Origin of the sequence: Neobacillus sp. CF12 (assembly GCF_030348765.1) — a bacterium.
In the GTDB taxonomy this organism is placed as follows: Bacteria; Bacillota; Bacilli; order Bacillales; family Cytobacillaceae; genus Neobacillus.
In genome coordinates this window covers 2,612,823-2,627,143 of the sequence record NZ_JAUCEU010000007.1, presented here as the reverse complement: position 1 = coordinate 2,627,143, position 14,321 = coordinate 2,612,823, and the positions used below count along the sequence as shown (strand labels likewise).

The 14,321-nt window shown below is 37.9% G+C and carries 12 protein-coding genes and 1 tRNA gene; 10 read left to right on the top strand and 3 right to left on the bottom strand.

Features of this window, described 5'->3' with window-relative positions; all coding sequences use genetic code 11:
- The first annotated feature begins 35 nt into the window (after window positions 1-35).
- Complete coding sequence (locus QUG14_RS12440; protein ID WP_289340864.1) at window positions 36-653, top strand: YesL family protein; 618 nt, start codon at window positions 36-38, stop codon at window positions 651-653.
- Between the two features lie 176 nt (window positions 654-829).
- Here QUG14_RS12440 and QUG14_RS12435 read toward each other — a convergent pair whose 3' ends face one another.
- A complete protein-coding gene (locus tag QUG14_RS12435; RefSeq protein WP_289340863.1) occupies window positions 830-1,645 on the bottom strand; it encodes an IclR family transcriptional regulator in 816 nt (271 codons plus the stop codon).
- Between the two features lie 228 nt (window positions 1,646-1,873).
- Here QUG14_RS12435 and QUG14_RS12430 point away from each other — a divergent pair, with 228 nt between their 5' ends.
- The 3 genes from QUG14_RS12430 (at window position 1,874) to QUG14_RS12420 (ending at window position 4,728) form a co-directional block, all read left to right on the top strand.
- The gene (locus QUG14_RS12430) at window positions 1,874-3,067 is read left to right on the top strand and encodes a thiolase family protein (protein ID WP_289340862.1); all 1,194 of its coding nucleotides are present in this window, start codon (window positions 1,874-1,876) and stop codon (window positions 3,065-3,067) included.
- 132 nt (window positions 3,068-3,199) lie between these two features.
- Window positions 3,200-4,348, top strand: a complete 1,149-nt coding sequence (locus QUG14_RS12425; protein WP_289340861.1) for an acyl-CoA dehydrogenase family protein — start codon at window positions 3,200-3,202, stop codon at window positions 4,346-4,348.
- A gap of 306 nt (window positions 4,349-4,654) precedes the next feature.
- Window positions 4,655-4,728, top strand: a tRNA-Gly gene (locus tag QUG14_RS12420).
- An 87-nt stretch (window positions 4,729-4,815) separates the two neighbouring features.
- Here the strand turns inward: QUG14_RS12420 and QUG14_RS12415 are convergent.
- The gene (locus QUG14_RS12415; RefSeq protein WP_289340860.1) at window positions 4,816-5,484 is read right to left on the bottom strand and encodes a B3/B4 domain-containing protein; all 669 of its coding nucleotides are present in this window, start codon (window positions 5,482-5,484) and stop codon (window positions 4,816-4,818) included.
- 104 nt (window positions 5,485-5,588) lie between these two features.
- Here QUG14_RS12415 and queG point away from each other — a divergent pair, with 104 nt between their 5' ends.
- The 6 genes from queG to yhbH all read left to right on the top strand — a co-directional run bounded on the left by queG (window position 5,589) and on the right by yhbH (window position 12,912).
- Complete coding sequence (gene queG, locus QUG14_RS12410; protein ID WP_289340859.1) at window positions 5,589-6,722, top strand: tRNA epoxyqueuosine(34) reductase QueG; 1,134 nt, start codon at window positions 5,589-5,591, stop codon at window positions 6,720-6,722.
- A 90-nt stretch (window positions 6,723-6,812) separates the two neighbouring features.
- On the top strand, window positions 6,813-7,679 hold the full coding sequence (locus QUG14_RS12405) for an amidase domain-containing protein (protein ID WP_289340858.1): 867 nt from the start codon (window positions 6,813-6,815) through the stop codon (window positions 7,677-7,679).
- A gap of 66 nt (window positions 7,680-7,745) precedes the next feature.
- Window positions 7,746-8,219 (top strand): tRNA (uridine(34)/cytosine(34)/5-carboxymethylaminomethyluridine(34)-2'-O)-methyltransferase TrmL, encoded by a 474-nt coding sequence (gene trmL / locus QUG14_RS12400; RefSeq protein ID WP_289340857.1) that lies wholly within the window; start codon window positions 7,746-7,748, stop codon window positions 8,217-8,219.
- 55 nt (window positions 8,220-8,274) lie between these two features.
- On the top strand, window positions 8,275-9,024 hold the full coding sequence (gene nfsA, locus QUG14_RS12395; RefSeq protein WP_289340856.1) for an oxygen-insensitive NADPH nitroreductase: 750 nt from the start codon (window positions 8,275-8,277) through the stop codon (window positions 9,022-9,024).
- A 558-nt stretch (window positions 9,025-9,582) separates the two neighbouring features.
- Window positions 9,583-11,478, top strand: coding sequence for a PrkA family serine protein kinase (locus QUG14_RS12390; RefSeq protein WP_289340855.1), 1,896 nt, complete (start codon window positions 9,583-9,585; stop codon window positions 11,476-11,478).
- 267 nt (window positions 11,479-11,745) lie between these two features.
- A complete protein-coding gene (gene yhbH, locus QUG14_RS12385) occupies window positions 11,746-12,912 on the top strand; it encodes a sporulation protein YhbH (protein ID WP_289340854.1) in 1,167 nt (388 codons plus the stop codon).
- 45 nt (window positions 12,913-12,957) lie between these two features.
- On the opposite strand, the gene QUG14_RS12380 is transcribed toward yhbH, so the two are convergent.
- The gene (locus QUG14_RS12380; RefSeq protein WP_289340853.1) at window positions 12,958-14,220 is read right to left on the bottom strand and encodes an ATP-binding protein; all 1,263 of its coding nucleotides are present in this window, start codon (window positions 14,218-14,220) and stop codon (window positions 12,958-12,960) included.
- Window positions 14,221-14,321: the final 101 nt, after the last annotated feature.

The following is a 14,321-nucleotide window of genomic DNA, read 5'->3' as shown; positions in this document are numbered from 1 at the left end:
ATTTAATCCATTACATAAAATTTTAGAGGTGAAATATGAAACATTTTCTGAATATGGAAGGACCTTTTTATCGCTTTTTAACAAGATTTGTTGAGTTGATTGTATTGAATTGCATGTTTTTACTTTTTTGCATCCCCATTTTTACGATTGGTGCATCTACGACAGCACTGTACTCTGTAACATTAAAAATGGTTCGGAATGAAGAAGGTGTAGTATATAGTTGTTTTTTTCAGGCATTCAAGAAAAATTTCAAACAAAGTACGATTATCTCGATCTTGTTATTGTTCGCTGGAATAATCATATTACTAGATTATTTATATTTAAAACTATATGATGGGAATTTTACATTGCTGATTATTTTTAGTTTATTCTTTTTCACTTTCATCTATTTATTATTAACGATACTGATTTTCCCATATGTTGCTCGTTTTGAAAATACAATTAGAGAATCAGTGGTAAATGCATTGAAGATTGCCGTTACGAATCCATTCCAAACTATTCCTGTGCTGATTTTTTCTATTGGTCCAGTATTGCTAATTTTACTTTCTCCTCATTTCTTCCTAGTTGCTCTATATCTAAGTATATTTTTGGGGTTTTCTCTTGTAGCATATTTAAATTCATTTCTGTTTCGAAATATATATGAAAAGTACTAATTACGAAGAGCGAATAATTGTTTTTCGGTCTCTTCAATTAATCAGCAGTTAGATTTATATACCTTCCTGTTTATGAGTGACCACTTTTTTATTTGCAACTAGATTTCGGTCACTCATAGCCAAAGCAGGACTACTCTATTATTCTTTAGGAAAACCTATGTCTTTATATCAAGATTCTAAATTTTATTATATATGGGTTCCCTTCCTCCAATTACTTCCATTATCCTTTTTGATGCTTCTATAAGCTTTTCTCCACAGTATGAAATATGATCTTCATTAATTTTTGAAGCAAAGCCGATACAGGCAATAACCATTTTGATGTCGCCATTAAGGTCAAAGATAGGTGCTGCAACACCAAAAACATCCGGTGTATGCTCTTCATAGCTTACTGCATACCCCTTTTGTCTAACCTCATTTAAACTTTCCTGAAATGTTTCTAAATCTGTGATTGACTTATCGGTAAATTGTTTGAAATTAACTTTTTGAATTATTTCTTTCGTTCTATCTTCCTTAAGAAATGCTAAGTAACACTTACCAAAGGATGCACTGGTTACCGGGAAATGCTGTCCTAGTTTTACTGTCACTTGAAAAGGGTTATCCGGTAATTCAAGTTCCTCCTTGGCAACATACATTAATCGATCATTGGATAATGGTTCAAGCAAAACACTTGTTAGCCTTGTTTGTTCGCATACCCATTTGAGGGATGGTTTAGAAAGCCTGAGGTAATCGATAAACTCGGAGGCTCTAGAGCCTAGGATGAGAAGATATGGCCCAAGATCATACTGTTTAGAAACCTCATCGTATGAGACATAGCGATATTGAGTTAATAATTTTAGAATTCTATGGCAAGTACTTTTATTTATGGATAAATTCTTAGAGATTTGTGACAGGGAACGTTCTTTACTTTTATAACGACTTAAATATTCTAGTATTTTTATGGAAGCCTCTAGAGCAGGAACCTCTGATTTTTCCTTTTCATTTTGTTTTTGCATGAGCAAGCTCCTATTCAAAATTCCTAATCACTTTACAGGATAAAGTTGGGTAATATAATAATTTTTACTCTAATGTTTGTTAATATTGACAATCTTCTAAAAATTTATTGACCTATGAAGTCGATGGATATTATTATTGTTCCAAGGGAGAGATATTGTTCCTAATGCGGAACTAGGTCTATCGTAAAACTTCATTCCTAATTGGTCAAGAGATGAGGAGGAAGAAAATTGAGAAATGTTGTCATTATTGATGCAGTACGTACTGCGATGGGACGAATTGGAGGCAGCTTAAAGGATGTAGAAGTAGACTGCCTTGCTTCAAAGGTCATCGAAGAAATCGTATCACGAGCAGGAATTGACAAAAATGAAGTGGAAGAGGTAATTTTGGGACAGACCAAACAAAGTGCGGATACCCCTAATCTTGCCCGACTTGCTCTTTTGCGAGCTGGGCTTCCAGTGGAGATTCCAGGTTATACTGTTCACAGACAATGCGGTTCAGGACTTCAGGCGATTAATAATGCAGCCTTGCAAATTATGAGCGGTTTATCAGATGTGATAATAGCAGGCGGCGCTGAATCGATGAGCACAGCACCCTATTATATAAGAAAGGCACGCTATGGATACGGTTCAGGAAATGGAGAGATTGTCGATCCTAATACAGAAAGCCAACCTCGTTCACAGCCAATTGAAATCTATGGAAATCTAACTATGGGATATACAGCGGAAAATTTAGCTGTTCAGTATAAAATTTCGAGAGAGGAACAGGATGAATTTGCCTTTCGCAGTCAGGAACTTGCACAAAAAGCCATACAAAGTGAGCGGTTTCGAAAGGAAATTGTTCCTTATGTAGTCAAGCAACGAAAAGAAGTAAAGATTTTTGAAATCGATGAGCACCCGCGATTAACTAGTCTGGAAAAGATGGGGAATTTGAAACCGGTGTTTAAGGAAAACGGAACAGTAACTGCTGGAAATAGCAGTGGTCGTAATGATGGGGCTTCTGCACTTTTAATAATGTCGGAGGGAACCGCACATAAGAATGGATTTAAACCAAAGGCAAAAATTATTGCTCAAGCTGTTTCAGGGGTTTCTCCGGAAATTATGGGGATTGGCCCGGTGCAATCTACGAAGAAAGCGTTATCTATAGCTGGACTCACTTTAGATAATATCGGTTTAGTTGAATTGAATGAAGCCTTTGCGGCTCAAGCTCTTGCTGTGATAAAGGAACTCAATTTGGATTTAAAAAGAGTAAATGTAAATGGTGGGGCCATTGCATTAGGTCATCCTCTTGGGGCTACAGGTGCTGTTCTAATGACAAAACTATTGCACGAAATGGAACGAAGGGAAGAAAAGTATGGCTTAGTGACCCTCTGTATAGGAGGAGGTCAGGGGATTACAACAATTGTGGAAAATATGCAAGTTTAGTATATTTTTTTGAAAATACTGTTCCGTATGCGGTATAAGTATACCGCGTGTGTAACATGATCGATTTTCAAATACTTGGAGGATTTTGAGTTGCTTAGTTATAAATAATAATTAGGGAGGAAAGTCTAGATTATGAACTTTCAATTCTCAGAAGATATTACATTTCTAAAACAAAGCATTCGAGATTTTGTAGATAGTGAAGTGGAGCCTATTGCAATGGAAATTGAAGAAAAGGATGAAATTCCTGATAAGATTATGAAAATGTCTAAGGAAATAGGCTTGTTTGGATTAAGCATCCCGGAAGAATACGGCGGAACGGGAATAGGAATGGTTGGCAAGTGTGCGATATATGAGGAATTAGGCAGAACACATAATGGATATACCACCGTCATCGGTGCTCATACAGGGATCGGTTCTGTTGGAATTGTAGAGATGGGAAATGATGAGCAAAAGCAAAAATATCTGCCCTCAATGGCAAAAGGTGAATTGATCGGTGCCTTCGCTTTGACAGAACCTAGTGCAGGTTCACATGCAACGAACCTGAAAACAACCGCGGTAAGAAAAGGAGATAAATATATCTTAAATGGGAGCAAACATTACATTACAAACGCACCTATCGCAGATGTCTTTACCGTTATGGCCGTAACAGATCCGGCGAAGGGCGCAAAAGGAATTACCTCCTTTATCGTTGAGAAAGACTTTCCTGGGTTCACAGTTGGGAAAAGGGAAAAGAAAATGGGTCTTCACGGATCCCATTCTGCAGAAATTTTCTTTGAAGATTGTGAAGTCCCAGTAGAAAATGTGCTTGGTCAAGAGGGACAAGGGTATGTCAACGCTTTGAAGATTCTTGCCAATGGCCGTGCGGGGCTTGCAGCAAGAAACCTAGGTTCTTGCGATAAGCTTTTAGAGATGTCTATTCATCATGCAAATACAAGAATTCAGTTTGGTAAACCGATTTTTGAACAACAAATTATTCAACATTATTTGGCCGAAATGGCTCTTGATATAGAAGCATTAAGAAGCATGACCTACCGAGTTGCATGGATGGTAGACCAAGAGATGAAGGTCATTAAGGAAGCGGCCATGGTAAAATTGTTCGGTTCCGAGGTTTATAATCGTGTTGCAGATAAAGCTGTACAGATTCACGGGGGAATAGGTTATATTGCTGAATTTCCGGTGGAACGTTTCTATCGGGATGCTAGAATAACCAAGATTTATGAAGGTACATCCGAAATCCAAAAAAATATTATCGCTGCACAATTAAAACGGGAATATCTCTAATTTTGTAGACTAGGAAGATTGAAAAAGGCTTGCTCTCTACTAGATTTTGGTCACTCATAGCCTTTATGAGTGACCGAAAAGGTAATAGATACTTAACAACAAAGTTATTTAACAAAGTAAAATGAAAAAAATTAATAACAAGTATTTATCTTGTTAACCTAGCATATCATTAAACAAAAAAGTCCAATCGAAATTTTTAATGATTTTTCGACAAAAAATGCAAAATCCTCTTGACGGTAGGAAAAAAACTATGTAATATAATAAAAGTGTTTAAGTTCTTTATTTTTTGTTAATAATTATTTTTGTGCGGGTGTAGTTTAGTGGTAAAACCTCAGCCTTCCAAGCTGATGTTGTGAGTTCGATTCTCATCACCCGCTCCATACATATTTCCAAACGCAGTGTATCGTTACTAGAAAACGATGCATTGCGTTTTTTTATATTTTGAGCTGTTTTAAAAGCTGGTATTACTAACTTCCTTTTATATAAAAGTTTGCGTCACCGCCATGTATTTGTGTGAACATCTTCATCAATGACTCTGTCAGCCTTTCCGCACTTTCCACCGTAGTAGAAGGCTGTAAATAGATGATCTGTAACGCATTTTTGGTTGCTTCTGTAACTGGCGCTCTATTGGAATCAACAAAAGGACTTCCGAAGGGTCCAAGTTGATCTGCTGAGACAATATGGTTCTCTAACGAATTCATCCGCCCATTCAGGCCTAAATATTCTTCTCCTGCCTTCGCTACCTCAATCGTGATAGGATCCCTTAGTTGATCGGTGTCATAAATACCGATCGGCACTTGATATTGTAGCGAGAAAAAGTTATTGATATCAATGGCACTTTGGACCGTGGTTAGATAATTCTGTTTCTGGACTCTGCGGTAAAGAGCCTCTGCAGAATGGCGATAGCGGTTAGGGTCTTTGCCTAATGTTTTAAAAATACTGCGCCATTCTTGAATGCCTGGCAGGTCTGTTAGGTTTTTATTCTCTAAATCAAAGTAAATGGATTCTTGAAACAGCTGCAGTCTTCCTTTTACCATTTGTGGGGAATCGCCTACCGTGATATTTTTATATTCAATGACTCCAAGCTTAAAATTAGGAATCTTGCTGATAATTTCTGATGAAAGCTGAATTTCCAATGATTCCACCTCCAAAATATAATAGAAATAGTTTATCATAATTAGATGTGTACCGAAAACTTAGCGGCTTACTATAGATATTTTAGAAGAAGGGAGGAATTCGAATGAATATTGATCAATTGAAGGAAGAAGTCATCGCTTATAGTAAAACAATCGGCATTGATAAGATTGGTTTTACCACGGCAGATCCGTTTACTGAGCTTAAAAATAGACTGATACGCCAGCAAGAACTTGGATATCATTCAGGATTTGAAGAGCCGGATATTGATAAACGGGTATCACCATCTTTACTTCTCCCAGAACCACGTTCGATTATTTCCATCGCTCTTGCCTATCCTTCAAAAATGAAGGTTCGTGTGGAAGGGAAAAAAGGCGAGCGAAGAGGCTTTTTTTCCCGTGCTTCATGGGGCTTGGATTATCATCATATTTTACGCGATCGACTAAAAAAGCTGGAAGAGTTTATTTTAGAAAAAGTACCAGAGGCTCGTTTAAAATCAATGGTTGATACAGGAGAGCTATCAGACCGTGCCGTTGCCGTGAGAGCTGGGATTGGCTGGAGCGGCAAAAATTGTGCGGTCATGACCCCGGAGTTCGGGTCCTATGTCTATCTAGGCGAAATGATAACGAGTATACCATTTGCTCCTGATTCACCGATGGAGGATCAATGTGGCTCCTGTACAGCCTGTATCGAAGCCTGTCCGACCGGAGCATTGGTACAAGGCGGACAAATTAACGCTCAGCGCTGTATCGCTTTTTTAACGCAGACAAAAGCTGTGATTCCTGAAGAATTTAGAGATAAGATTGGCAACCGGGTCTATGGCTGTGATTCTTGCCAAACGTCATGCCCAGTTAATAAAGGGAAGGATTTTCACTTCCATGAGGAAATGGAGGCTGACCCTGAGATAGCCAAGCCATTACTGAGACCGATGTTAAAAATGAGCAATCGTGAATTTAAGAACAAATTTGGACCCGTAGCGGGATCGTGGCGAGGCAAAAGGCCAATTCAGCGAAATGCCATCATCGCGCTGGCCCATTTCAAGGACGAAAGTGCAGTTCCGGACTTACTCGGTGTGTTAGAAAATGAAACGAGCAGTGTTCTAAAGGAAACGGCTGCTTGGGCTCTCGGTAAAATTGGCAGTCCCGAAGCAGTCGAAGCACTGGAAAGAGCAGCATTAAAAGAAGACGATTTAAATGTGAAGAGCGAAATTGAAAAAAGCTTACTAAAACTAAAGTACTAAATGAGCAAAGGACATCCTGCCTTTGCTCATTTTTTTTGATTAAATTTCCCTTCTCCACATATGTATGAAACAGAAGGGGGGGAGATGAAGGTGGATCAATCACTCCAAAAGTTGTTTGAGGATCGAGTTGAACAATTTGTTTCAAAGAGTAAGAGACAGTCGGGGAATTATCAAAAGGTCGAACAGAAACTGGAGTCTTTTGCGAAACGTTCCGCAGAAATCGTAAAGGTAAAGGCACGGGGAAACATCATCAATCAATCTGTGGATGGGGATTTCCAAACTACTATTTATCAGGTACATTACCAATACCTGATTAGACAAAAAGGAACGCTCTATCAAGAGGAAGAAGTGGAAGTCCGAATGTGCAAGTTTTTTAAAAATGATTTGATTATGGATAAAGAACTGAATCCTTATTCGAAGCAGCCTGAGTTGGAAATCGTGGCAGGAGATGAACAGGAGGAGCGGATTCGTTACCAGTATAATCGCTTAAAAGCCGTTCAATATGCGGAACTCTGGTGGAATAGTTACAATCCTGCCTATAAGACGTTTGAAAACAACTGTACGAATTATATCTCGCAATGTCTTCACGCAGGCGGTGCCCCGATGAGAGGGTATCCGAACAAGGGGACAGGGTGGTGGCTCCGAAATAATAATTGGAGCTATAGCTGGACTGTGGCCCATTCATTACGGTTGTATTTAGCTAATTCTAAAAGTGGTTTAAGGGCAAAAGAGGTTAGCAGTCCAGATCAATTGTTATTGGGCGATGTCATCTGCTACGATTTCGAGGGGGACGGCCGTTATAATCACAACACTATGGTCACAGCTAAAGATGCCTATGGAATGCCGCTTGTGAATGCAAACACGTATAATAGTCGTATGAGATACTGGGCCTATGAGGATTCATCCGCGTATACACCAAATATTAAATATAAGTTTTTCACGATTGTAGATGGGTGAGATAATTTGTTTGGCTGGTTGATAATGGTATAATGATGAAAGAGTTTTTTTTATGAGGTGAGATTCTTGGCAATACATGTAGTACTATATCAGCCGCAAATACCATCAAATACAGGGAACATCGCAAGAACCTGTGCTGGAACCGATACATCCTTACATTTAATTCGTCCATTAGGGTTTTCTACGGATGATAAAATGTTAAAGAGAGCTGGATTGGATTATTGGGAGTTTGTAAACATTGTTTATTATGATTCTCTCGATGATTTTTACCAGAAGAATGAAGGTGGAGAATTTTTCTATATCACGAAATTTGGGGAGAAGCCTTATAGTTCCTTCAATTATAGTAATCCAGATAAAGATTATTTTTTCATTTTTGGCCGAGAAACGACGGGACTTCCGAAAGACGTGATTGAAAATAATAAGGATGTCAGCCTGAGGATTCCGATGAATGATAATATTCGTTCTCTAAATTTATCCAATACCGCAGCGATTCTGATTTATGAGGCGTTAAGACAGCAAGATTATCGTCATTTAAAATAGGTATAAGAGGCCAACAAAGGCCTCTTTTTGCTAAATACAGGAAGGAAGAATAGTTATGAATGAAGTAATTACCACTCTATTAAATCACCGTTCCATTCGTCTTTTTAAGGACGAGCAGTTAAGCGAAGAACAAATTAAAACGATTGTTGCTTGTGCACAAGCCACTTCTACATCCAGTTTTATTCAGGCATATTCCATTATTGGCATAAAGGATAAAGAAAAGAAGCGAAAGCTTGCAGAGATAGCGGGTAACCAGGAATATGTTGCAGAGAACGGTCATCTTTTTATTTTTTGCGCAGATTTACGTCGTCATGAATTGATTGGCGAGATGGAAGGAAAAGATGTACAAGCCTCGATTGAAAGTACAGAGAAATTTATGGTGACGCTTATCGATGCAGCTTTGGCAGCCCAAAATGCAGCAATCGCTGCGGAATCGATGGGACTTGGTATTTGTTACATAGGTGGAATTCGAAATAACCTCGAGGCTGTAAAGGAATTATTAAAAACTCCAGATAGAGTCATTCCGCTCTTTGGAATGACGGTCGGCTATCCAGTGAAGATAAATGATCAAAAGCCAAGACTCCCATTCGAGCATGTTTATCATGAAGAAGAGTACGAACAGGATAAGGAACTATATTTACGCCAGATTCAGGACTACAATCAAGTCATATCTCAATATTATGATCAGCGAACAAATGGAAAAAGAAAAGATACCTGGTCAGCACAAATGGCAAACATGCTTGAAAAACAAACACGTATGTATATGAAGGAATATGTTCAAAAGAATAAAATGGATTTGAGATAAAAGGGTACCGTTTTAACGGTAAAGCGTACAGGTTTTACAATAAAGTGTACAGTTCCTACAAAAAAGCGTACAGGTTTTACAATAAAGTGTACAGTTCCTACAAAAAAGCGTACAGGTTCTACAATAAAGTGTACAGTTCCTACAAAAAAGCGTACAGGTTCCACAAAAAAGTATACAGCTCCTACAAAAACTGTATCTCAAAGAAAAAATAAAGGCTGCCAAAATGGCAGCCTATTTACATGAAAAAATATTATTTATTTGAACCTGGCTTATCATTATACCCTGAAGTAAAGATAGCTGCTAGAAATGCCACCATAACTAATATTACTAGAAATGTTCCCATGATTATGTAAAGCCTCCTTAATTTTAAGATATTTCTCTAATTAGACACATATACATTTATTATAGCCTATCTTAAAAAAATGAAAAGCACAATATTCCATTGTTTTTTAAAAACAAAAAAGATAGGCAGGAATACTTCAACGTTACGCATGTTCAAGTTCTTTGGTGCATAGAGTATATTAATCGTCTCTGATAAAGCTACAGGGGGAGGGCCTTATGGATATTCTAAAAAAAATTGAGATGTTTAGAGAAGAGGAAGAAAAGCTTCGTTGGGAAGGGTCATTTGGGGATTACTTATTGTTGTTAAAAGAGAAGCCATGGGTTGCACAATCGGCACATTCACGGGTATACAATATGATCAAAGACTCTGGGATTGAGGAAGTTAAAGGAACAAAGCAATACAATTTTTTTAGTAATCAATTATTTGGCTTAGAGGAATCACTTGAAAGGCTCGTCGAGGAATACTTCCATCCTGCAGCAAAAAGACTGGATGTACGAAAAAGAATCCTGCTGTTAATGGGACCAGTCAGTGGTGGTAAATCCACACTTGTAACGATGCTGAAACGTGGGTTAGAGGCCTATTCTCATACGGATAGAGGCTCAGTATTCGCCATTAAAGGCTGCCCAATGCATGAAGATCCGCTTCATTTAATCCCGCATCATTTACGTCGAGATTTTTATGAAGAGTATGGTATTCGAATTGAAGGAAATCTTTCACCGCTAAATATGATGCGTCTTGAGCAGGAGTACGGTGGAAGAATCGAAGATGTGTTAGTAGAAAGAATCTTTTTCTCCGAGGATAAGCGAACAGGAATTGGAACGTTCAGCCCTTCGGATCCAAAGTCACAGGATATTGCCGATTTAACAGGAAGCATTGACTTTTCAACGATTGCTGAATTTGGTTCAGAATCAGATCCCCGTGCCTACCGCTTTGACGGAGAATTGAACAAAGCGAACCGCGGGATGATGGAATTCCAGGAAATGTTGAAGTGTGATGAGAAGTTCTTATGGCACCTGCTTTCTTTAACGCAGGAAGGAAACTTTAAAGCCGGAAGGTTCGCACTCATTTCGGCGGATGAGCTGATTGTTGCTCACACGAATGAGACGGAATATCGTTCCTTTATCTCGAATAAGAAAAATGAGGCCTTGCATTCACGGATAATCGTGATGCCAATTCCTTATAATTTAAAAGTTTCGCAAGAAGAAAGAATCTATGAAAAGATGATTAGTGAAAGTGATGTATCGGATGTTCATATTGCTCCGCATACGTTACGAGTTGCTGCAATGTTTACCATTTTAACCCGCCTTAAAGAGCCAAAGAAGGGTGATATCGATTTAGTAAAGAAAATGCGCCTGTACGATGGTGAAAATGTGGAAGGCTTTAATGCCGTTGATGTTAGCGAACTGAAGAAAGAATACCCGGATGAAGGTATGAGTGGTATTGATCCGCGTTATGTGATTAATAGAATTTCTTCTACTATCATTCGCAAAGAGGTACCTTCTATTAATGCTTTAGATGTATTAAGATCACTAAAAGACGGACTGGATCAACATCCATCCATTACAGCTGAACTACGTGAGCGCTATATGAATTATATTTCGGTTGCCCGAAAAGAGTATGATAATATTGCTAAAAATGAAGTTCAGAAAGCATTTGTTTATTCGTATGAAGAATCAGCTAAAACGCTAATGGATAATTACCTCGATAACGTTGAAGCCTACTGCAATAAAGCAAAGCTTCGTGATCCGTTAACAGGTGAGGAAATCAATCCAGATGAAAAATTAATGCGTTCGATTGAAGAGCAAATTGGTATTTCTGAAAACGCGAAAAAGGCGTTTAGAGAAGAAATTTTGATTAGAATTTCTGCCTTTGCCAGAAAAGGGAAACGATTTGATTACAACTCACATGACAGACTTCGTGAAGCGATTCAAAAGAAATTATTTGCAGACCTTAAAGATGTCGTGAAGATTACCACTTCATCCAAAACACCAGATGAACAGCAGTTAAAGAAAATAAATGATGTTGTTGCGAGATTAATTGACGAACACGGCTATAACTCAACATCAGCCAATGAACTGTTACGCTATGTAGGCAGCTTATTAAATCGTTAATGCAGGTGAAAAAATAGTAGGGACTGGCGGAAAGATCTGCCAGTCTGTTTTTTTCAATAATAGGTTGATAATTTTTTACAAAGCAAAATGCTCGTCCATTTTTAAGAGTATAAGCCTAATTGTCAAAATAATTTGTAAATTATTTGCTGCTTCTGCATAGGATAAAGTAATCAACATTATATGCATTTTTACACTCGGGTTATTTTATGACATTTAAAAAAAAATGTGACACAAGACAACGAAAAAATTCATAAGGAGGGGTTTACATTGTCTGACAATAACCATCAATTTGTAATTTCAAGAGAAGATTGGTCCCTCCACCGTAAAGGCCACGATGACCAGCAAAGGCATCAAGAAAAAGTCCAGGAGGCAATTAGGAACAATCTTCCTGACTTAATTACAGAAGAAAGCATAATTATGTCCAATGGACGCGATGTTGTAAAAATTCCAATTCGCTCTTTGGACGAATACAAAATCCGCTATAATTATGACAAGAACAAACACGTGGGCCAAGGTGACGGTGAGAGCCAAGTAGGTGACGTAATTGCTCGCGATGGTTCAAATGCGCAAAAGGGTCCAGGAAAAGGGCAAGGCGCTGGGGATCAAGCAGGTGAAGATTACTTTGAGGCTGAAGTATCATTAATGGAATTAGAGGAAGCTTTATTTAAACAACTAGAGTTGCCGAATTTAAAAAGAAAAGAAGAACAGGAACATTTAGTTGAGAATATCGAATTTAATGATATCCGTAAAACAGGATTAATGGGCAATATTGATAAAAAACGTACCATGATGTCTGCTTTTAAGCGAAATGCAATGACTGGGAAACCTGCATTTCATCCTATCTATAAGGAAGATTTGAAATTTAAGACTTGGAATGAAGTAATTAAGCCTGATTCTAAGGCTGTCGTTATTGCCATGATGGATACAAGTGGAAGTATGGGGATTTGGGAAAAATATATGGCTAGAAGTTTCTTCTTCTGGATGACCCGCTTCCTACGGACAAAATATGAAACAGTGGAAATTGAATTTATTGCTCATCATACAGAAGCTAAAATTGTAACGGAGGAAGATTTCTTCTCCAAAGGTGAAAGTGGAGGAACCATCTGTTCTTCGGCATATCGAAAAGCTTTGGAAGTCATTGATGCGAAATATAGTCCACGAAAGTTCAACATTTATCCATTCCACTTCTCTGATGGTGATAATCTAACATCTGATAATGCTCGTTGCGTCAAACTTGTTGAAGAACTAATGAAGGTTTCAAACATGTTTGGATACGGAGAGGTCAATCAGTACAATCGCCACTCTACCCTCATGTCAGCCTACAAAAATATAAAGGATGAGCATTTCCGCTATTATATTCTTAAGCAAAAAGCGGATGTATTCCATGCGATGAAGAGCTTTTTCCAAAAAGAAGAAAATAAGATGTATGCATAACGAAAATCGACAGGTACAATACCTGTCGATTTCTTCTGAACATCATTAATTTTCATGATTCTTAATTGAGGTAATCATTGGGAACTTAATACGAAATGTTGTGCCTGACCCGATTTCACTTTCTACTCGAATGAAACCATTCATGGCACGTATGATACTGTAAACTACCATCATTCCAAGCCCAGTACCATTTTTCCCTTTAGTAGAATAATAGGGTTCTCCGAGCCGTTCAAGTTGTTCGGAAGTCATCCCTATTCCTGTATCTCTAAGGCAGATTGTTACATAATCCTTGCTGAACAGTGTTTCAACAAAAATTTGGCCACCATTTGGCATTGCTTCTACAGCGTTTTTGAGAATATTGATAAAGCATTGACGGAATCTTTGTTTATCTCCCTTTATGAATCCAATCACTGAAAAATCAGTAATAATTTCTACTGAATTTTGATTTGCCATTGGAGTTAGGATTTTAATGATCTGCTTTAGCTCATTTTTTACATTTAATTCCTCGATTGAAACTAAATCTGGTTTGGCAAAAGTCAAATAATCCTGAATGACTCTTTCAGCGGAATTGAGTTCGTCCTTTACAATCGAAAGGTATTCCTTCCGTTTATGCCTCGGAAGGTAGTCGTCATTGAGTAGTTGGACAAATCCGCTTGCGGCAGTTAATGGATTTCGGATTTCATGTGAAATGGCAGCACCCATTTGTTCGACGGCCTTTAGTTTCTCTACTTTGATTAATTGATGTTTAAGTTCAACACTTTTTTTGATATATTCAATCGAAAAGGCAATAAGACCAATACCTAGCGGGGGAAGCACAAAGTAGGCACTTAAAACATCATACCAAGGGCTGCCCGTATCATTAATAAATTCCCCAACAGTGCTCAGAATTCCAAGTATGATACCTAAACAAATTGCAATGTAAATTCGTCGATCGGAAGATTGTTTCCAAAACCAAGGTGATAGTCGGAAAAACACAAAAGCGAGTGGTACATATAGAAGGATAGTTCCAAGTAAACCTGAGTCAATGCCATATAAGGTTCTAATAATTATCAATACTGCAACAAGGATTAGACCGATTCCGAGATATAAACCGCCAATGACGATTGGAATGATACGTAAATCGTATCGCACAAAGGGAACAGGATTGTAGGCGAATTGAATACATATCCATAATAATAAGACAGAGATAATGATGGTAGTCGTTTTGGAAAAAGGAAATTTTTTGCTTCTGTCAAGCCAAATTAAACAAAAGAGGAGCAATATCATTAGTATGGAAAGATTTAAGAAAAGGTGTTTTGTGATTTCCATCTATTTCACCGTCCATTGTGCTTATAGGAAAATTTTACATTCTTCTTCGTTTTAATACAACTAAATTTACTAATTATTTAGAATAAAAGCATGAATGGAGA